Below are 18,191 nucleotides of genomic sequence, written 5' to 3' on the forward strand. Positions count from 1 at the left end.
GCGTTTCGCATCTTGCGATCATGATGAACGCCGTAGAACCCTGGTTCTTCAAGATGCTGCGGATACGCGGCAGTTGGGGGGCAAGGAGCCGGTTGCCCGGTTGGTACGGGGAAAGGGGCCCCGTTCATGACCGGATGCCGAGGGGGGCATCATGCAACCGGAAGGTCGTGGTTCCGTGTCTTGAAAGTGTGGAGCATGTGGTGACTGCGACCCACCGCTGATACGACTGTGACGGTCGAGGGGGACTGGAACAGACGTAAGGAAACGACGAAACACGCGGTGTTCCCGCGTGTGGGGGGATGACTCATGACGTCGACGCCGACGGGCGCCCGGCAGGAATTCGACCCGTCCTCGACCACCCAGCTCAGGGTGCCGTCGCACAGGACCGGTGCGTTCCGTCGGATCAAGAAGACGCTGCCGAAATACGACTACGAGCACTACAGCAGACTGGCCGGTCCCCTCACCCAACCTGATCCGGCCAAGCCGTACCGGGTGGAGTACCGGTCGCTGATCTCGCAGGAACCGCACCGCATCAGGGTCGCGCTGATGCTGGCTGCCGCACCGCTGCTCTCGCTGGTCCTGCTGGCGTGGCTGCTCCAGCCCGAGCACTGGACCGAGCGCGACTACGTGGAGTTCGCCTGGCTGCCGGCGCTCGACATCGTGATGCTCGTCTCGATCGGCCTGATCGAGTTCTTCCGCTGCATGAACGTGCTGTCGAACGCACATGCCACCCTGGTCGCCCGCGACCCGATCCCGGTGGTGCCCGAGCCCGGCACCAGAGTCGCCTTCCTCACCTCCTTCGTGCCCGGCAAGGAGCCGCTGGAGATGGTGACGAAGACCCTGGAAGCCGCGGTGCGGATCCGGCACCGCGGCCTCATGCATGTCTGGCTCCTCGACGAGGGCGACGACCCGGACGTGAAGGCGGTCTGCGAGCGCCTCGGCGTGCACCACTTCTCCCGCAAGGGCGTCGCGAAGTGGAACCAGGCCAAGGGCCCGCACCGCGCCAAGACCAAGCACGGCAACTACAACGCCTGGCTGGACGCGCACGGCGACAACTACGACTTCTTCGCCTCCGTCGACACCGACCACGTGCCGCTGCCCAACTACCTGGAGCGGATGCTCGGCTTCTTCCGCGACCCGAACATCGGCTTCGTCATCGGCCCGCAGGTCTACGGCAACTACGACAACTTCGTCACCAAGGCCGCCGAGTCGCAGCAGTTCCTCTTCCACGCCCTGATCCAGCGCGCCGGCAACAGGTACGGCTCCCCGATGTTCGTCGGCACCTCGAACGCCGTGCGCATCAAGGCGCTCAAGCAGATCGGCGGCCTGTACGACTCGATCACCGAGGACATGGCCACCGGCTTCGAGATCCACCGCCACAAGAACCCGGCGACGGGCAAGAAGTGGCGCTCGGTGTACACCCCGGACGTCCTCGCGGTCGGCGAGGGCCCGAGCGCCTGGACGGACTTCTTCACCCAGCAGATGCGCTGGTCGCGAGGGACGTACGAGACGATCCTCAAGCAGTACTGGAAGGGCTGGTACTCGCTGCCGCCGAGCAAGCTCTTCAACTACACGATGATGATCATCTTCTACCCGATGTCCGCCCTGAACTGGATCCTCGCGGCACTGAGCTGCGCCCTGTTCCTGGGCCTGGGCGCCTCGGGTGTGAACATCGACCCGACCGTGTGGCTGATGCTCTACGGCAACGCCTCCGCGCTGCAGATCGGCCTGTACATCTGGAACCGCCGGCACAACGTCTCCCCGCACGAGCCCGAGGGGTCCGGCGGTGTGGCCGGCATGGTCATGTCCGCGCTGTCCGCGCCGCTCTACGCCAAGGCGCTGATCGACTCCGCCCTGCGCCGCAAGAGCAAGTTCGTGGTCACCCCCAAGGGCGATTCGGCCAGCCCGGACAGGTGGTTCGGGACCTTCCGGTACCACTGGTACTTCATCGGGATCTTCGGTGCGTCGATCGCGGCCGGTTTCGTCTACGGGCACGCGCACCCGGCGATGATCATCTGGGCGACGTTCGCCACGCTGATCACCGCGACTCCGATCTTCGCCTGGCGTCACATGCTGCGTCAGGAGCGGAAGAAGCCCGCCGCGCCCGCGCAGGAGCCGCACACCGCGGTCCCCGCCGACCGGCCCGCGGCTCCCGTGGGGGCCTACGAGCCGCAGCCGCTGCCCGTGCAGCGCACCGCGGCCCAGCACGGCCCGGCCCAGCACGCTCCGCAGCACAAGCCGAGCTGGGCCGACAGCGGGACGGGCGACCAGACCATGCAGATCGCCCTTGGTGGACTTGGGGGACGTAAGGAATGAACGACCGTGCAGGCCGCCGCCGCGCCCGTCGACTGGCGATTGGTACGGCGGTGGTACTCGCGCTGGCCGGGATGAACGGCCCGTGGCTGTACCGCTTCGGGTCCGAGAAATACCACCAGTACCAAATCAACAAACCGGAGTACAAGGCCGACAACGGCCACTGGGAGGTCATCGACTTCCCGGAGAAGTACCGGCTGAACACGATCCACGCGGCGCTGCTGCGCACCGGCAAGGTGCTGCTCGTCGCGGGGTCGGGCAACAACCAGGACAACTTCGACGCCAAGAAGTTCGACACCCGGATCTGGGACCCGGTCAAGGGAACCATCAAGAACGTGCCCACGCCCAGTGACCTGTTCTGCACCGGCCACACCCAGCTCGCCAACGGCAACCTGCTGATCGCCGGCGGCACCAAGCGGTACGAGAAGCTCGAGGGGGACGTCACCAAGGCCGGCGGCCTGATGATCGTCCACAACGAGAACCCGGACAAGCCGATCACCGTCCCCGCGGGCACCAAGTTCGTGGGCAAGGAGAACGGCAAGACCTTCGTGTCGAAGGACCCGGTCGTCGTCGAGCGGGCCACGAAGAACTTCGACAAGCAGACCGGCGAGTTCCTCGGCAACACCCCGGGGCTGGGCCGCATCTACGTCGAGGCGCAGAAGAGCGGTGAGAAGTACGAGACGGGCACCCAGGACAACTACACCGTCCAGGGCCTGTCCGGCGCCGACGCCAAGAACACGTACGGCATCGCGCAGAAGCTCGCCCTGGACAAGAAGGACTTCCAGGGCATCCGGGACGCCTTCGAGTTCGACCCGATCGCCGAGAAGTACATCAAGGTCGACCCGATGAAGGAGGCCCGCTGGTACCCGACGCTCACCACCCTGAGCGACGGGAAGATCCTCAGCGTCTCCGGTCTCGACGACATCGGGCAGCTGGTCCCGGGCAAGAACGAGGTCTTCGACCCGAAGACCAGGAAGTGGACCTACACGGAGAAGATCCGTCAGTTCCCGACCTACCCGGCGCTGTTCCTCATGCAGAACGGCAAGATCTTCTACTCGGGTTCCAACGCGGGCTACGGACCGGACGACGTGGGCCGCGACCCGGGTGTCTGGGACGTGGACACCAACAAGTTCACCAAGCTGCCCGGGCTGAGCGACCCGAACATGCTGGAAACGTCCGGGACCGTGCTGCTGCCGCCGGCGCAGGACGAGAAGTACATGGTGATCGGCGGGGGCGGGGTCGGCGAGTCCAAGCTCTCCTCCAACAAGACGCGGATCATCGACCTGAAGGCGGACAGCCCGGCGTTCGTGGACGGACCGACGCTGGAGAAGGGCACCCGGTACGCGCAGGCCTCGGTGCTGCCCGACGACTCCGTGCTGGTGTCGGGAGGGTCGGAGGACTACCGCGGGCGCGGTGACTCCAACATCCTTCAGGCGCGGCTGTACCACCCGGACACCAACACCTTCGACGAGGTCGCCGATCCGCTGGTGGGCCGGAACTACCACTCCGGGTCGCTGCTGCTGCCGGACGGGCGGGTGATGTTCTTCGGTTCGGACTCGCTGTACGGGGACAAGGCGAACACCAAGCCGGGCACCTTCGAGCAGCGGATCGAGATCTACACGCCGCCGTACCTGTACCGGGGAGCCCAGCCGTCGCTCTCGGGCGGTCCGGAGCGGATCGAGCGCGGAAAGTCGGGGACGTACACCTCGCAGCACGCGTCGACGATCAAGTCGGTGCGGTTGATCCGGCCCAGCGCCGCCACGCACGTGACCGACGTGGACCAGCGGTCGATCGAGCTCGACTACAAGGTGTCCGGGGACAAGATCACGGTCACCGTGCCGAAGAACAGGAACCTCGTGCAGTCGGGGTGGTACATGCTGTTCGTGAACGACGACCAGGGGACGCCGAGCAAGGCCCGGTGGGTCCGGGTGCCGTAGCTCACGCCGAAGCCGCACACGCCACAGCCCCGCGCCCCTGGAGACAGGGACGCGGGGCTGTGTCAGTGCCGGATGTCGGTGTCCGGTGTCAGCCGGAGGACTTCGCCAGTTTCAGCGCGTAGTCCGCCCACCACTCGCCCGCCTTCGGGCCGCCCTTGCACTCGCCGTCCGACTCTCCCGGGCGCTTGACCCACAGATAGGCGTCCACCAGGGGATCCGCCGTCTTGGTCGTCGGCGCCTCGCCCAGGGCACGGCCGGGCGGGTTGCACCAGCGCTCGTCCGGGTTGCCGCCGTCGTAGGGCCCGTTGCCGTTGCGGCTGGTGTCGATGACGAAGTGCTTGCCGCCGACCTTCGAGGAGAGGTTCTTGCCGTAGGCGATGGAGTCCTCGGTGGAGTAGAAGTTGGACACGTTGACCGAGAACCCGTCGGCCTGGGCGATGCCCGCGCGCTGCAGAGGCTCGAAGATCTGGTCCGGCTTGCCCCAGCCGGCGTTGCCCGCGTCGAGGTAGACCTTGGTGTTCTTCAGCGACTTGAGCTGGGCGACGGCCTTGTTGAGAAGGTCGTAGCGCTCCTCGTGGAACTCCTCGGGCGTGCAGTTGTCCACCATGTGCAGCACCGCGTCCGGCTCCAGGATCACCGTGGCCGGGCGGTCGCCGATGCCCTTGGCGACGCTGTCCACGAAGGCCCGGTAGGCGTTGCCGTCGGCGGCGCCGCCCTGCGAGAACTGGCCGCAGTCCCGGTGCGGGATGTTGTAGAGGACGAGCAGCGCGTCACGGTCCGCCTTCTCGGCGGCCTCGGTGTAGCCCCGGGCCTGCTCCTCCGGGTTCTCCGGGGAGATCCACTCGCCCATCGGCTGCTGCGCTATCTTCCGGATCTGTTCGGCGTTCTCCTTCTTGCCGGACTTCTCGTAGTCCTGCACCTGCTGCGCCGCGCTGCCGTCCGGGTTGACCCAGTACGGGTCGGTCCCCTTGGGCTGCTGGGTGATTCCGGCACCGGCGTCGGACGGGTCCTTGCCCTCTCCGTCCCCCGACGAGGAACAACCCGCGATCAACAGCGCCGCCCCCAGCGCCGCCGCGGAAGCCCTCGTCCCGGCCCCCCTGCTGACGTACATCCAACTCCCCCTTGGGTGCACCGTTCCAAGTCTCAATCCTGACACACCCGTCGCGCCGCCCACGAGGTCGCCCAGGCCTTGTCCGAGAGCTGTTACAGCCCCGAGGGTCGGGGTAGCGCGCCGCGGCGGGGCGCTCGTCGGGCGAAGGGGAGTGCCGGGGATGGTGTACATCACCAGGGAGATCCGACTGGCGGCGGCGGTGGTGGAGTCGGCGGACACGCTCACCGACGGCTTCGAGTCCACGCGCCACTTACAACGGGTGTCCGACCACTGCGTGGAGCTGCTGGCCGCGCGGACGGCCGGGGTGATGCTGATCGACGGCTCCCGGGCGGTGTCGCTGGCCGGCAGCAGCCGGCACCGAGAGATGGCGCTCGACCTGCTGGCGGCGCAGTACGGCGGCGGTCCCTGTCTGGACAGCTACGGCTCCGGACAGCCGGTGACGCCGGTGTCCATCCGGGCGGCGCACGCGGACGCCCGCTGGCCGGTGTTCACCGAGCGGGCCCTCGGGCACGACATCGCGGCGACCTACGCGGTCCCGCTGCGCCGGGACGAGACACTCCTCGGCGCGCTCAACGTGTTCATGCCGACGCTGCCCTCCTCACCCGAGGACAGCGGAAGAGAGGTGCTGGTGGCGCAGGCCCTGGCAGACGCGGCCGCGGTGGGTCTGGAGAACCACCGCGTCTACCGCCGGTACCGCGACCTGTCCGGGCAGCTGCAGCAGGCCCTGTCCAGCAGGGTGCGTATCGAGCAGGCGAAGGGCATGCTCGCCGAGCGCTGGCAGGTCGGAGCCGACCGGGCGTTCGTCGCGCTCCGCCAGTACGCCCGGCGGCGCCGGCTGCCGCTGGACCAGGTGGCGAGCGCGGTCATCGACAGGCGCGTGGACGAGGCCGAGCTGCGCCGGGAGGTGGAGGGTCCGATCGACGGGGCATCGTAGAAACCGCGTACCCTCCGCGCCGGACCCCATGTCACCAGCGCGGATGACACAGAGCCACCAAACCGGCACGTGACGTCGATCCGCCACTAGGCCCGGGCGCTCATCCGCTCTAGAGTCTTCTCATACGGCCCCAGCCCCCGGCCACACCTACACCCACCGTGGCTTTCCACGCCTCCCGCGCCGGTCGCCGGGTCACTCCCGCAACCCGTGCGCCCGCGGTCGAGGACCAGCCCGGTCGACGACTTCGGGGAGCGGGTCGTCGACCGGGCCAGGTGCCACAGAACCGTTCAGAGTCCCGTGCCGGTGAGGTACGCCGAGACGATCACGTTGGCCGTGTAGCTGCGGCTCGCCCGGTCGAAGGTTCCGCCGCAGGTGATCAGCCGCAGCTCGGCCCGGCCGGTCTGGCGGGGGCCGTACGCCTGCCGGGCGTCGAAGTGTTCGCGGCTGACGACCTGGACGTCGTCGACGGTGAACTCGGCGACCTTGCCGTCGGCCCGGATCACCCGGACCGTCTCGCCCGGCTTGAGGACGCTGAGCTTGTAGAAGACGGCGGGCTTGGTCTCGGTGTCGACGTGCCCCACCATCAGGGCGGTGCCGGCCGCCCCGGGTGTCACGCCCCGCGCGTACCACCCCACGGCCCCGGCCTGGTCGTACGGCGGCGGATCGATGGCTCCCGCCCCGTCGAGGCCGCGCGCCACCACGTGGGCCTGCACGCCGAGGCCGGGGATGTCGACCCGCTGCGGCAGGGCCGCGCCGAGCGGCCGGTGGGCGGGCGGCAGCTCCACGTCCGGCGGCCGCCCGACCGCCGCCACGTCACCCGTGGTCGGCGCGGACATCCCGTCGCGTACGTCGGTCACCTCGCGGCCCCAGAGCCACAGCCCGAGCAGCAGTACCGCCCAGGCCACGCCGGTCAGGAGGCGGCCGGTGCCGGAGGAGCGTTCGTGGTCGGACATGGCGGGTCAGTCCGTCCCGCGGCTCCGGCGGGTACTCCGGAGCCCGACGGCCACCGCGGCGGCCGCGGCGAGGATCAGCCCGATCACGGTGTGCCCGGTGCCGGGACCGGCGGGGCGGTCGTCCGTGGCGGCGAGGTGGGCGGTGCCGCCGCCGCCCGCCTGGACGGGGGCGGTCGGGGAGGCGAGCGAGGCCGGGTGCCGGGTCGGGTCGGCCGCCGAGCCGCCGCTGACGACGACGATCCTGCCCTTCACCGCGAAGTCGGCGCAGGCGATCTTGACGTCGTACGAGCCGGGCTCGATCGAGGCGCGGACCCGGGTCTCGCCGGCCAGCGTCCCGCCGGCGCCCGTGAGCCGGGCTTCCGCGACGAACGCCACCGAGGTCGCGGTGGCGGTCCGGCCGGCGCAGCCGCTCACCCGCAGCGCCACCTCGGCGCCGGCGGCGGGGGACGACGGGGTCAGGGAGACGCTGCCGCCGTCCGCGGCGTGGGCCACGGGGGTGAGGGCGGCGAGGGACAGCAGCCCTGTGCAGAGTGTGAGAGGTAGGGAACGCATCGTGAACCTCCAGATATCCGGAGCCTCCCCCTCCGGCAGCGGCCCCGCATCCTCAGGCGGGGCCGCGTTACTCCGTACGGGTCAGGAAAGGTTTCAAACCCGGTCGACGAGGTCCGCGATCGAGTCGACGACCTGGGACGGCCGGTACGGGAAGTTGTCGACCTGCTCGGGCCGCGTGAGGCCGGTGAGCACCAGGAACGTCTGCATTCCGGCCTCCATGCCGGCCAGTACGTCGGTGTCCATCCGGTCGCCGATCATGGCGCTGGTCTCGGAGTGGGCGCCGATGGCGTTGAGGCCGGTCCGCATCATCAGCGGGTTCGGCTTGCCCGCGAAGTACGGGCTCCGGCCGGTGGCCTTGGTGATCAGCGCGGCGACGGCACCGGTCGCGGGCAGCGGGCCCTCGGTCGAGGGGCCCGTCTCGTCCGGGTTGGTGGCGATGAACCGGGCGCCGCCCTCGATGAGCCGTACGGCCTTGGTCATGGCCTCGAAGGAGTAGGTCCGGGTCTCCCCGAGGACGACGTAGTCCGGCTCGTGGTCGGTGAGGATGTAGCCGATGTCGTGCAGCGCGGTGGTCAGACCAGCCTCGCCGATCACGTACGCCGATCCGCCCGGCCGCTGGTCGTCCAGGAACTGGGCGGTGGCCAGTGCCGAGGTCCAGATGGACTCGACCGGCACGTCCAGGCCCATGCGCCGCAGGCGGGCGTGCAGGTCGCGCGGTGTGTAGATCGAGTTGTTGGTGAGGACCAGGAAGGGCCTGCCGGACTCACGCAGCTTCTTGAGGAAGGCGTCGGCGCCGGGGATCGGTACGCCCTCGTGGATGAGCACACCGTCCATGTCGGTGAGCCACGACTCGATGGGCCTGCGGTCTGCCATGTGCGGGATCTCCTGCCGTACGCATGTACGCGGTGCTGCGTCGCCCCAGAGTAGACAGTGGTCCGATCTTGAGGGAATGGCCGGTTGGACGGCTGTCGGATGGCTGGTTTCGTCCGGTCGGCCCGGGCAGCCGGCTCAGCGGCGTCTGCGGGCTGCCAGGAGGGCGGCGCCGGTGCCGAGCAGCAGGGCCGTGGCCGCGAGGCCGGCGATCGCGGGCAGACCGGTGCGGGCGAGCTCGCCGGCCTCGGCGGCGAAGGGGAAGCGGGCGGTGGCGGTGGCCGTGGGCCGGGGGCTCGGGTCGTGACCGGCGGACGGTTCGTCCTCGATGCCGAAGCGGTAGTCGTTCGACTGGCCGACCCAGTCGCCGTCGTCGTCGTGCCGCTGTACGACGGCCGCGTTGACGGTGACCTCGTTCGGTTCCGCGTCCGAGGTCAGAGCGAGCCTGACCTTCACGGTGAGCGTCTTCCCCGGCTCGACCGTGAATCCGGGGAAGCTGCCGTGCTCGTCGGTCATCACTCCCACGAGCTCGTCGGCGTCGGTGCGCTCGAAGCGGACGGGGTGGGGGCGGGCGTCCTCGCCCGGGCCGTCGTAGAACTCCAGGCGGGGCTGGGACGATCCCAACGCCCGCCCGTCATCGGCGAGAACGACGACCGGGTGGATGTTCGCGCAGCTGCGGTCGGTGGTGTTGGTCAGATCCAGATACCAGGTCCCGAACCCGCCGCCGGCCTCGTAGGACCTGGGCCCACCGTGAATCCGGGTGGTGACGGGGAACGCCCGGTCACCGGAGGCGGCGCAGGAGGAGGCGGGGGCGGGTGCTGCGGCGGAGGCGGGTGCTGCGGCGGAGGCTGCTGCTGCGGGACGGGAGTGGGCGTGCGCGGACGTGGTCGCGCTCGTGGTCGTGGTCGCGGTCGCGGTCGTGCTTGTGGTCGTGGTCGTGGTCGCGGTCAGCAGAGCGGCGGCTGCTGCGAGGCAGGGGGCGGCGGACGTAGACAGTCGCATGAACACATGACCATGCCGGGCGAGGGTGGGGCCCAGGCGGCGCCATGCGGGGTGGGGCACCGAAGGAGGGCGCGATTACGGCCGATTGGCGGTGCGGGGCGCCCGCCCCGCACCACTGCGGGCAGTCGTGCCGCTCGAGCGAAGCCGGGAGTCGGGGAGGGCGAGCGCAGCGGCGTCCCGCCGGCGCGGGTGAGTGAGCCCGTCCGACCTCAGCCACAGCCCCCCGCCCCGCGGACGAACGAAGCACCCCTCACCCGTCCCCCCGCCCGAACAGCGGCGCCAGCAGCAGCTGGGCGGCGCCCTCCGCCACCCCGCCCGAGGCGATCCGAACAGGTACCGCCCCCGCCCCCCGGGCCCGGGCGTCCAGAACGGCCGAGACCCCCCGTACGAAGGCCTCCGGCGCCGCGGTGACCGTCCGGCCGCCCAGCAGGACGAGGTCGATGTCCAGGAGTCCGACGAGGTTCGCGGCCCCCTCCCCCAGCACCCGCGCCGCCTCCTCGACCTCGCCGCGCGAGACCGCGCCCAGGCACAGGGTCTCGAGGCAGCCCCGGTTCCCGCACTCGCAGCGCGGCCCGTCCAGCTGGATGACCTGGTGGCCGAACTCCCCCGCCCCGGTCCGCGCCCCCCGATGCACGGCCCCGCCGATCACGAGCCCGGCTCCGAGCCCCGTACCGAGGTAGAGGAACGCGAACGACCCGCCCCCGCCGCCCTCGCCCCCTTCGCCGGCCACCGCCAGTCCGAGCGCCGCCGCGTTGGTGTCCTTGTCGACGGCCACCGGCACCCCGAGCCGCCGTACCAGCGCGTCCCGCAACGGAAAGCCGTCCCACTCGGGGAACCCGGTGACCCGGTGCAGCACGCCCCGCGTGTGGTCGAGAGGCCCGGGGAGCGCGACCCCGAGCCCGAGAAGCGACCGGACGCCGGCGAGACGCCCGCCGGCCGGCTCAGCACCTGAGCCGACGGTGGCCGCGTCAGACACCCCCGCGCCGACGTCGGTGAGGGCCGCGCTAGCCGCCCCCGCGCCGAACTCAGTGACGCCCGCGTCAGGCACTCCCACGCCGACGTCGATGACGGCCCCGTCAGGCACCCCCGAGCCGACCTCCGTGACAGCCGTGCAAGGCACCCCCGAGCCGACCTCGATGACGCCCCCGTCATGCACACCCCCGCCGACCTCCGTGACAGCCCCGTCGGGCAGCCCCCCGCCGACCTCGGTCACAGCCGCGTCGGGCAACCCGGCCACCGCCTCCCCCACCACCGCCTCGGCCTCTCGCGCCACCGCCGCCACCACGGCGTCCGCGCCCGAGCCCAGGTCCAGTGGCGCCCGGCGTTCCGCCACCACGGTCCCGTTCAGATCGACCAGCACCACGTGCAGCTCGTCCCGGTCCAGGTGGACGCCCAGCGCGTGCCCTGCCCCCGGCACGAGCCGCAGTACGGTCCGGGGCTTGCCGCCCGTCGAGGCGCGGTACCCGGCCTCGGCCACCAGGCCCTCCTCGCGGAGCCGTGCGGTGATCTTGCTGACGGCCTGGGGTGTCAGACCGGTCCGCTCGGCGAGTTCGAGGCGGCTGATGCCGTCGGTGCCAGCCGTGCGCAGCAGGTCGAGCACCAGCGCGGTGTTGTGGCTGCGCAGGGCGAGCAGATTCACCCCCGCCGCGCCTGTGACCCCGCCCGAACCTCCCACCCCGCCAGCGCCTCCGCCTCCTCCTCCACCAGCCACCGCACCCACGCCGTCGCCCTTCACCCTGTTCACGCCCCCATTCTCCCCACCGCTTGCACTTTGGCAACAGCGTTGCGAAAGTAGGGGTCATGACTGGACGCAAGACTGCCGACACCCCGCTGCGCGTGGGCCTCGTCGGTTACGGCCTCGCCGGCTCCGTGTTCCACGCCCCGCTGATCGCCGCCACCGAGGGCCTCGCCCTGGACACGGTGGTCACCTCGAACCCCGAGCGGCAGGGGCAGGCCCGCGCCGAGTTCCCGGACGTACGCCTGGCCGCCACGCCTGAGGAGCTGTTCGATCGGGCCGACGAGCTGGACCTGGTCGTCCTCGCGTCCCCGAACAAGACGCACGTCCCGCTCGCCACCGCAGCACTGAAGGCCGGCCTGCCCGTCGTGGTGGACAAGCCCGTCGCCGGCACGGCCGCCGAGGCGCGCGGGCTGGCGGCCCTCGCCGAGGAGCGCGGCCTGCTGCTGTCGGTCTTCCAGAACCGCCGCTGGGACAACGACTTCCTGACCCTGCGCAAGCTGCTCGCGGACGGCGAGCTGGGCGAGCCGTGGCGCTTCGAGTCCCGTTTCGAGCGCTGGCGTCCGCAACTCAAGGGCGGCTGGCGGGAGTCCGGCGACCCGGCAGAGATCGGAGGTCTGCTCTACGACCTCGGCAGTCATGTTGTGGACCAGGCGCTGGTGCTCTTCGGACCGGCCGCCTCGGTGTACGCCGAGTCGGACGTCCGCCGCCCCGGCGCGCAGGCCGACGACGACACGTTCATCGCGATCACCCACGCGAGTGGTGTCCGCTCCCACCTGTACGTCTCCGCGACCACCGCCCAACTCGGCCCCCGTTTCCGGGTGCTGGGCTCGAAGGCGGGCTATGTGAAGTACGGCCTCGACCCGCAGGAGGCGGACCTGCGGGACGGCCTGCGTCCGGGCCGGGCGGGCGACTGGGGCCTGGAGCCCGAGGAGCTGTGGGGCCGCGTCGGCGCCGGAGAGTCGCCGCTGACCGGCGGCGGACGCCCCGAACCGACCCTTCCCGGCGACTACCCGGCCTACTATGCGGCCGTGGCCAGGGCCCTCACCGAGGGCGGTCCCAACCCGGTGACCGCGCTGGAGGCGGCCGCCGCCCTCGACGTACTGGAGGCGGCGCGCCGTTCGGCCCACGACGGAGTGGCGGTGTCGCTGTGACGTACAACCAGTCGCACAACCAGGAGATCACCCCGAAGTTCCACCCGGAGCTGACCCCGCCGCTGGAGGAACTGGAGGCACAGGAACGCCGTCTGGTCTTCCGCCAGTTCACCCATGACGACGCGTGGGCGCTGGGTTCCCTCCTCGTCGACCTGGCCCGGGAGCGTCAGGCCCCGGTCGCCATCGACATCCACCGCGCCGGCCAGCAGCTCTTCCACGCCGCCCTGCCCGGGTCCGCCCCGGACAACGACGCCTGGATCGCCCGTAAGCGGCGGGTGGTGGAGCGTTACGGCTCCGCCTCCTACCTCGTCGGCGCCCGTTTCCGCGCAAAGGGCACCACGTTCGAGGACTCGTCCCGCCTGGACCCGGACGAGTACGCGGCCCACGGCGGCTCCTTCCCGATCAACGTCGAGGGTGTCGGTGTGATCGGCGCGGTGACGGTGTCGGGGCTGCCGCAGTTGCAGGACCACCGGTTCGTCGTGGAGGCGCTGGAGCAGTTCCTGGGGCACTGACCGGGCCCGCCGGGAAGATCCCGAGGCCCCCTCCGGTTGGCACCCGTGGACAGCACACCGACCGGAGGGAACGGCCCTGATGAGTGACGCCTTGAAGGAATCCGTGGGACGGTACGGCGTCTGGAGCGTCGGCCTGCGCTCGGAGGACCCGTCCCGGCGGGGCGAACTCGCGGAGACGGCCGCCGAGTTGGAGGAATCCGGATTCGGTGCCGTGTGGCTCGGCGGCAACAGCGCCGCCCAACACGCGGCGCCGCTCCTCGACGCCACCTCGACGCTCACCGTAGGCACCAGCATCCAGAGCATCTGGCAGCACGAGGCCGCCGACAGCGCGGCGAGCTTCGCCGACCTGGAGTCGGCCCACCCCGGCCGCTTCGCCCTGGGCCTCGGCGTGAGCCACGCCAAGCTCGCCGACCAGTACCGCCGCCCGTACTCGTCCCTGGTCACCTACCTCGACGCCCTGGACGCGGCGGGCGTGCCGGCGGACCGCCGGTTCCTGGCGGCCCTCGGCCCGAAGACGCTGGAGCTCTCCCGCGACCGCGCGGCCGGCGCCATCCCGTACCTGGTCACCGCCGAGCACACCGCCTACGCCCGCGAGATCCTCGGCGAGGGCCCGCTCCTCGCCCCGGAGCTGGCGGTCGTCCTGGAGCGGGACGCGGACCGGGCCCGGGCCCTGGCCCGCGAGTTCCTCGCCCTGTACCTCTCCCTGCCGAACTACACCAACAACTTCCTGCGCCACGGCTTCACCGAGGACGACCTCGCCGACGGCGGCAGCGACCGTCTGATCGACGCGGTGTTCGCCTGGGGCGACGACGAAACGGTCCGCGCCCGTGTCGACACGTTCTTCGAGGCGGGCGCGGACCATCTGGCCCTGCAGATAGTCGACAGCGAGCCGCGGGACACCCTGCCCCGCGCCGCCTGGCACCGCCTCGCAGCCCTACTCCCCTGACACAACCTCAACCCCCAGGGGCGCGGGGAACTGCGCGCTCAACCACCCCCAGGGCCGCAGGAACTACGCACGCCCAGCCACCCCCCAGGGGCGCGGGGAACTGCGCGCTCAACCACCCCCAGGGCCGCAGGGACTGCCCACGCCCAGCCACCCCCCAGGGACGCGGGGAACTGCGCGCCCAGCCACCCCCAGGGCCACAGGAACTGCCCACGCCCAGCCACCCCCCAGGGGCGCGGGGAACTGCGCGACCAGCCCCCGCCAACCCGCACCCGACAACCCACCGCACCTCCCCACCCCGCCCAACCCCACCCCTCCCGACCCCGCACAACCCCCGCCCAACCCGCGGAGCGCTACGCGTTCTTGAACTCCTGCCGCTGCCGCCCCAACCCCTCGATCTCCAGCTCCACCACGTCCCCGGCCCGAAGGAACGGCTTCGGCTCCGGTTCCCCGAGCGCGACCCCCGCCGGGGTACCCGTGTTGATCACGTCGCCGGGATACAGCGTCATGAACTGGCTGACGTACCGCACGACTTCACCCACCGGGAAGATCTGCTCGGCGGTCGTGCCGTCCTGCTTCAGCTCCCCGTTGACCCACAGCCTCAGCCCGAGGTTCTGCGGATCGGGCACCTCGTCGGCGGTCACCAGCCACGGCCCCAACGGGTTGAACGTCTCGCAGTTCTTGCCCTTGTCCCAGGTCCCGCCCCGCTCGATCTGGAACTCCCGCTCGGACACGTCGTGCGCCACCGCGTACCCGGCGACATGCCCGAGCGCCGCTTCGGCGGACTCGACATAGCGGGCCGTACGCCCGATGACGACCGCCAGTTCCACCTCCCAGTCGGTCTTCACCGACCGGCGCGGTATGAGCACCGTGTCGTGCGGCCCGACCACCGTGTCCGCGGCCTTGAAGAAGATCACGGGCTCGGCGGGCGGCTCGGCCCCGGTCTCGCGGGCGTGGTCGTGGTAGTTGAGCCCGATGCACACGATCTTGCCGATCCGGGCGAGCGGCGGTCCGACCCGCAGCCCCACCGCGTCCAGCGCCGGCAGCGTGCCCGCGTCGGCCGCGTCCCGGATCCGGCCCAGCGCCCCGTCGTCGGCGAGCAGCGGTCCGTCGATGTCGGGTACGACGCCGGAGAGGTCCCTCAGGGTGCCCTCGGCGTCGAGCAGCGCGGGCCGCTCGGTTCCCGCCGTACCGACTCGCAGCAGCTTCATGATCACAATCTCCCTCGATCGCGGGGTCGTCGACCGACGGGTGCAGCCATCGGATGACTGGTCGATCGTCCAAGGTCGAGGTCCGGTCCGCAATACCCGGTTCACGGACTGGACCGTAACCCCGTCGACGCGAGCGGTCGGCGGTCGTCAGCGGTAGAGGACCGACCGCTCCACCGCGCTCCACGTCGTGCTGGTCACCACGTACAGCGCGGCGGCCAGCGGCACCACGGCCACCGTGAAGAGCGTGAAGAAGGACATGAACGGCATGACCTTGGTCATCGCGCCCATCCCGGGCACCGGCCCGCCGTCGCCCCCCACCGGCATCGCCGTGTTCGCGGCCATCATCCGCTTGGTGCGCCGGAAGTTGAAGACGGCGACCAGGGCGACGAAGGCGAACAGCCCGACGTACACGAGCCCGGCCGCCCCGAACGCCCCGCCGTCGCCGAGCGCGTCCGCCCAGCGGTCGCCCAGGGGCGCGGCGAACAGCTGGTGCGCGAGGAGTCCGTTCGCCTTGCCGCCGATCTCCGTGTTGGAGAACAGGTGGTAGAGCAGGAAGAAGGCGGGCAGCTGGAACAGGCTCGGCATGCAGCCGGACAGCGGCGACACCTTCTCCTCGGCGTGCAGTTCCATCACGGCCTTCTGGAGTTTCTCGGGGTTCTTCCCGTGCTTCTTCCTGAGCTCCGCGACCTTCGGCTGGAGCGCGGCCCGGGCCTTCTGTCCGCGTGCGGCGGCCCGGGACAGGGGGTGGACGAGGAGTCGTACGAACGCGGTGAACAGGACGATCGCGGCGGCGGCCGCGGTGGCGCCGAACAGCGGCTGGAGCAGGTCGGCGAGGTGCCGGACCAGATCTGCGAAGACGGACATGGGTGAGCCCTCCGGGGGTCTCGTCGTGCCGGACGTGGTGAGACGGCATGACGACCCGCGCGGGGTCCGACTCGAGAGAGGTGTGCCCTACGCGACGGTCGCCGGGAGGGCGTGCCCGGGCGCTCGGGGCCGCGTGCGTCCCCTGGCGTCGGGGTCGCGTTGGGGCAGGAACGCCGTACGGCGGTCGCGGTCGCGGATGGCCGTACGCACCCGCGTGGGCGGCACGGCGGGCGCTGAGCGCGAGGCGAGGAGCGAGCAGGCCGCGAACGCGGAGCCGGCCGCGGCGGTCGCGGCGAGCGCGACGGCGGCGGAGAGGCTGCCGGAGTCCAGCAGGGCGACGTCGAGGAAGAGGAGCACCAGGACGGCGGCGGGTCGCAGACTCGCCAGACTGCGGATCATGTGCGGCCCTCCTCTCGCCTGTCGAACATCGGCTCGTACGTCACCCTGTCACGTGGTCGCGTCTTCACGTGGTCGCATCATCTCGTGATCGCACTGCCACGTGTACTGCCTCGGTTATACCTGATCCGCCTCGATCGGCCGCAACGGCCGTTTCGGCCGGAGCGGCTCCCGGCCGACGCGCACCCTGGATCTCGCACACGACCCCGGCCCCGAACTCACGGCCGCCGCACTCCCCCTGGCCCGAGCCGTCCCGGACGACGACACGCGCCTCGCCCCGGGGAGCCCCTTCCGCCCGGCCCTGCCGGCGGACGGCGAGGCGGGCACGTGGGCCCAGATCCTGACGGCCCTCGGCCGGTCGCCGGACTGGCGGGCCCCGGCCCGACGCAGGTCGAGAACCTCATCGGCTACTGAGTCCTCACTGCGGTGCCCCTATCGCCCCCCGCCGGGTGCGGTGCGGGCACCGCAGCCATTGCACCCTCTGGAGAATTCTCTGTGTCCCCACACTTCTATCCACCCGGCCGACGCGGCCGGCGGAGCACCCTGACCGTGCTTCTCGCGGTGCTGCTGTCCGTGCCGGCCTCGCTCACACCGCTGGCACAAGCAGCTGAACTGTCGGGCCGCCTCAACGTACCCGGAGTGAAATCCACCAAGGTACGGCAGATCACTACCCCCCAGGCGAAGGCTGCCCGCGCCAAGGTGGCACAGCAGAAGAAAGCCGACCAAAAGCTCTACAAGGTGCTGTCGGCGCTGATGGTGCTCATGGCCGCCGCCCTGGTGGTCACCCACACCACCACCCTGGACACGCTCGCGCTGCCGCTCTGGGCCCAGATTCCCTTCCGGCGTCGCGGCTGGCTTCGGCATAGGGGTGGTCGCCGCGATCATGGGCGTCGCCGGGGGCGAGCTGCTGATCCCAACGATCGTTCTGCTGTTCGGAGAAGACATCAAAACCGCGGGAAGCCTCTCTCTACTGGTCTCCCTGCCGACCATGCTGGTCGCGTTCGCCCGCTACAGCCGCGACGGCAGCTTCGCCGTCCTCGGCGCCAACATCCGCTTCACCACGATCATGGCCGCAGGCTCCGTCACCGGCGCGGTGCTCGGCGGATTGTCCGCGCCGAGGTGTTCGGCAGGCTTGAACGACGTGTACGAGGCAGCGAGGCTGCAAGGGCGAGGACCGTGAAGGCGAGGACCGCGGCTACCGTCCGGACGGCGTGGGCGATCTGCCAGCGGTCCCGTACGTCGGTCCAGTCGGCGGGCGGGGACTGGGCGTTCCAGTGGAGCTGGTCGGAGTTGATGGGCAGGTTGACGATGAGCGTGAGGCCGAAGACGAGGACCAGGAGGGCGAGTGCGGCCACGGTCAACCATCGGGTGTTCGTCCGGTAGGTCTGGTGAACCAGTACCGCTGTGGCGATCAGCGCCGGCAGGAGTGTGGCGACGGCGAGTTTGTCGAGGGAGTCGAGTTCGACCAGCCGGACCTGGGTGTAGACGGTGCTGTCGAAGCCGCGCAGCGAGAGTTCCAGGACAAGGACCGCAGTGAGGAATCCGGCGAACAGCCCCGCGAATACGAGGCTGACGAAACGGGCGTACTTCATCATGATCACGTCCTTTCGCGATGGGTGACCCGGGCGGCGAAGGGGCGGGCGGGACGGCCGAGGCATCTTCCTGACCTTGTTGGTGACCGTCGCGGGTCGCCGCCCGCTTCCC

Annotated in this window: 17 protein-coding genes; 7 read left to right on the plus strand and 10 right to left on the minus strand. The window is 70.8% G+C overall.

All coding sequences use genetic code 11. The features are described from left to right. The first annotated feature begins 306 nt into the window (after positions 1 to 306). Together AQJ84_RS33400 and AQJ84_RS33405 are read left to right on the plus strand one after the other, a co-directional pair. Positions 307 to 2,316 carry a glycosyltransferase family 2 protein gene (locus tag AQJ84_RS33400; protein ID WP_053191163.1) on the plus strand — a complete coding sequence of 670 codons (2,010 nt, stop codon included), beginning with the start codon at positions 307 to 309 and terminating at the stop codon, positions 2,314 to 2,316. Beyond that, positions 2,313 to 4,250, plus strand: coding sequence for a radical copper oxidase GlxA (locus tag AQJ84_RS33405; RefSeq protein ID WP_030040370.1), 1,938 nt, complete (start codon positions 2,313 to 2,315; stop codon positions 4,248 to 4,250). Before AQJ84_RS33400 ends, AQJ84_RS33405 begins: the two co-directional genes overlap by 4 nt. An 88-nt stretch (positions 4,251 to 4,338) precedes the next feature. Here the strand turns inward: AQJ84_RS33405 and AQJ84_RS33410 are convergent, their stop codons facing one another. Next, entirely contained in the window at positions 4,339 to 5,361 is a 1,023-nt protein-coding gene (locus AQJ84_RS33410; protein ID WP_030040371.1) for a glycoside hydrolase family 6 protein, read from the minus strand. A gap of 160 nt (positions 5,362 to 5,521) precedes the next feature. Here AQJ84_RS33410 and AQJ84_RS33415 point away from each other — a divergent pair, with 160 nt between their 5' ends. Further along, positions 5,522 to 6,295, plus strand: a complete 774-nt coding sequence (locus tag AQJ84_RS33415; RefSeq protein ID WP_030040372.1) for a GAF and ANTAR domain-containing protein — start codon at positions 5,522 to 5,524, stop codon at positions 6,293 to 6,295. Between the two features lie 287 nt (positions 6,296 to 6,582). Here AQJ84_RS33415 and AQJ84_RS33420 read toward each other — a convergent pair whose 3' ends face one another. The 5 genes from AQJ84_RS33420 to AQJ84_RS33440 form a co-directional block, all read right to left on the minus strand. Beyond that, positions 6,583 to 7,248, minus strand: a complete 666-nt coding sequence (locus AQJ84_RS33420) for a class F sortase (RefSeq protein WP_030040373.1) — start codon at positions 7,246 to 7,248, stop codon at positions 6,583 to 6,585. Between the two features lie 6 nt (positions 7,249 to 7,254). Further along, positions 7,255 to 7,800, minus strand: coding sequence for a hypothetical protein (locus AQJ84_RS33425; RefSeq protein WP_030040374.1), 546 nt, complete (start codon positions 7,798 to 7,800; stop codon positions 7,255 to 7,257). A gap of 93 nt (positions 7,801 to 7,893) precedes the next feature. Then, positions 7,894 to 8,673 carry an HAD-IIA family hydrolase gene (locus tag AQJ84_RS33430; RefSeq protein ID WP_030040375.1) on the minus strand — a complete coding sequence of 260 codons (780 nt, stop codon included), beginning with the start codon at positions 8,671 to 8,673 and terminating at the stop codon, positions 7,894 to 7,896. Positions 8,674 to 8,808: 135 nt separating this feature from the next. Next, complete coding sequence (locus AQJ84_RS33435) at positions 8,809 to 9,672, minus strand: hypothetical protein (protein ID WP_030040376.1); 864 nt, start codon at positions 9,670 to 9,672, stop codon at positions 8,809 to 8,811. Between the two features lie 250 nt (positions 9,673 to 9,922). Further along, positions 9,923 to 11,311 (minus strand): ROK family transcriptional regulator, encoded by a 1,389-nt coding sequence (locus tag AQJ84_RS33440; RefSeq protein WP_318656199.1) that lies wholly within the window; start codon positions 11,309 to 11,311, stop codon positions 9,923 to 9,925. Positions 11,312 to 11,472: 161 nt separating this feature from the next. Here AQJ84_RS33440 and AQJ84_RS33445 point away from each other — a divergent pair, with 161 nt between their 5' ends. From AQJ84_RS33445 to AQJ84_RS33455, 3 genes are all read left to right on the plus strand, one after another. After that, the gene (locus AQJ84_RS33445) at positions 11,473 to 12,561 is read left to right on the plus strand and encodes a Gfo/Idh/MocA family protein (RefSeq protein WP_053190493.1); all 1,089 of its coding nucleotides are present in this window, start codon (positions 11,473 to 11,475) and stop codon (positions 12,559 to 12,561) included. Further along, positions 12,558 to 13,073: a heme-degrading domain-containing protein gene (locus tag AQJ84_RS33450; protein WP_037802860.1), complete on the plus strand. Its 516-nt coding sequence runs from the start codon at positions 12,558 to 12,560 to the stop codon at positions 13,071 to 13,073. Before AQJ84_RS33445 ends, AQJ84_RS33450 begins: the two co-directional genes overlap by 4 nt. 79 nt (positions 13,074 to 13,152) lie before the next feature. Beyond that, positions 13,153 to 14,019 (plus strand): LLM class F420-dependent oxidoreductase, encoded by an 867-nt coding sequence (locus tag AQJ84_RS33455; protein WP_030040379.1) that lies wholly within the window; start codon positions 13,153 to 13,155, stop codon positions 14,017 to 14,019. A 350-nt stretch (positions 14,020 to 14,369) separates the two neighbouring features. On the opposite strand, the gene AQJ84_RS33460 is transcribed toward AQJ84_RS33455, so the two are convergent. The 3 genes from AQJ84_RS33460 to AQJ84_RS33470 form a co-directional block, all read right to left on the minus strand. Further along, positions 14,370 to 15,227: a fumarylacetoacetate hydrolase family protein gene (locus tag AQJ84_RS33460; RefSeq protein ID WP_030040380.1), complete on the minus strand. Its 858-nt coding sequence runs from the start codon at positions 15,225 to 15,227 to the stop codon at positions 14,370 to 14,372. Positions 15,228 to 15,374: 147 nt separating this feature from the next. Next, positions 15,375 to 16,091, minus strand: coding sequence for a YidC/Oxa1 family membrane protein insertase (locus AQJ84_RS33465; RefSeq protein ID WP_030040381.1), 717 nt, complete (start codon positions 16,089 to 16,091; stop codon positions 15,375 to 15,377). A gap of 87 nt (positions 16,092 to 16,178) precedes the next feature. Further along, a complete protein-coding gene (locus AQJ84_RS33470; protein WP_030040382.1) occupies positions 16,179 to 16,490 on the minus strand; it encodes a DUF6412 domain-containing protein in 312 nt (103 codons plus the stop codon). Between the two features lie 865 nt (positions 16,491 to 17,355). Between AQJ84_RS33470 and AQJ84_RS44485 the strand changes: the two genes are divergently transcribed. Next, entirely contained in the window at positions 17,356 to 17,667 is a 312-nt protein-coding gene (locus AQJ84_RS44485) for a TSUP family transporter (protein ID WP_263972026.1), read from the plus strand. Here AQJ84_RS44485 and AQJ84_RS33475 read toward each other — a convergent pair. Next, on the minus strand, positions 17,570 to 18,082 hold the full coding sequence (locus tag AQJ84_RS33475) for a DUF1772 domain-containing protein (RefSeq protein ID WP_225877226.1): 513 nt from the start codon (positions 18,080 to 18,082) through the stop codon (positions 17,570 to 17,572). The two genes, AQJ84_RS44485 and AQJ84_RS33475, sit on opposite strands and share 98 nt — an antisense overlap. Between the last annotated feature and the right edge of the window lie 109 nt (positions 18,083 to 18,191).

The organism is Streptomyces resistomycificus, from assembly GCF_001514265.1.
GTDB classification, from domain to species: Bacteria; Actinomycetota; Actinomycetes; order Streptomycetales; family Streptomycetaceae; genus Streptomyces; species Streptomyces resistomycificus.

Excerpts from the sequence above, each read along its gene's own strand:
- AQJ84_RS33435 (WP_030040376.1), bottom strand. The coding sequence starts at position 9,672 with ATGCGACTGTCTACGTCCGCCGCCCCCTGCCTCGCAGCAGCCGCCGCT.
- AQJ84_RS33415 (WP_030040372.1), top strand. The coding sequence starts at position 5,522 with ATGGTGTACATCACCAGGGAGATCCGACTGGCGGCGGCGGTGGTGGAG.
- AQJ84_RS33475 (WP_225877226.1), bottom strand. The coding sequence starts at position 18,082 with ATGATGAAGTACGCCCGTTTCGTCAGCCTCGTATTCGCGGGGCTGTTC.
- AQJ84_RS33420 (WP_030040373.1), bottom strand. The coding sequence starts at position 7,248 with ATGTCCGACCACGAACGCTCCTCCGGCACCGGCCGCCTCCTGACCGGC.
- AQJ84_RS33405 (WP_030040370.1), top strand. The coding sequence starts at position 2,313 with ATGAACGACCGTGCAGGCCGCCGCCGCGCCCGTCGACTGGCGATTGGT.
- AQJ84_RS33465 (WP_030040381.1), bottom strand. The coding sequence starts at position 16,091 with ATGTCCGTCTTCGCAGATCTGGTCCGGCACCTCGCCGACCTGCTCCAG.
- AQJ84_RS33410 (WP_030040371.1), bottom strand. The coding sequence starts at position 5,361 with ATGTACGTCAGCAGGGGGGCCGGGACGAGGGCTTCCGCGGCGGCGCTG.
- AQJ84_RS33445 (WP_053190493.1), top strand. The coding sequence starts at position 11,473 with ATGACTGGACGCAAGACTGCCGACACCCCGCTGCGCGTGGGCCTCGTC.
- AQJ84_RS33400 (WP_053191163.1), top strand. The coding sequence starts at position 307 with ATGACGTCGACGCCGACGGGCGCCCGGCAGGAATTCGACCCGTCCTCG.
- AQJ84_RS33430 (WP_030040375.1), bottom strand. The coding sequence starts at position 8,673 with ATGGCAGACCGCAGGCCCATCGAGTCGTGGCTCACCGACATGGACGGT.
- AQJ84_RS33460 (WP_030040380.1), bottom strand. The coding sequence starts at position 15,227 with ATGAAGCTGCTGCGAGTCGGTACGGCGGGAACCGAGCGGCCCGCGCTG.
- AQJ84_RS33425 (WP_030040374.1), bottom strand. The coding sequence starts at position 7,800 with ATGCGTTCCCTACCTCTCACACTCTGCACAGGGCTGCTGTCCCTCGCC.
- AQJ84_RS33455 (WP_030040379.1), top strand. The coding sequence starts at position 13,153 with ATGAGTGACGCCTTGAAGGAATCCGTGGGACGGTACGGCGTCTGGAGC.
- AQJ84_RS33470 (WP_030040382.1), bottom strand. The coding sequence starts at position 16,490 with ATGATCCGCAGTCTGGCGAGTCTGCGACCCGCCGCCGTCCTGGTGCTC.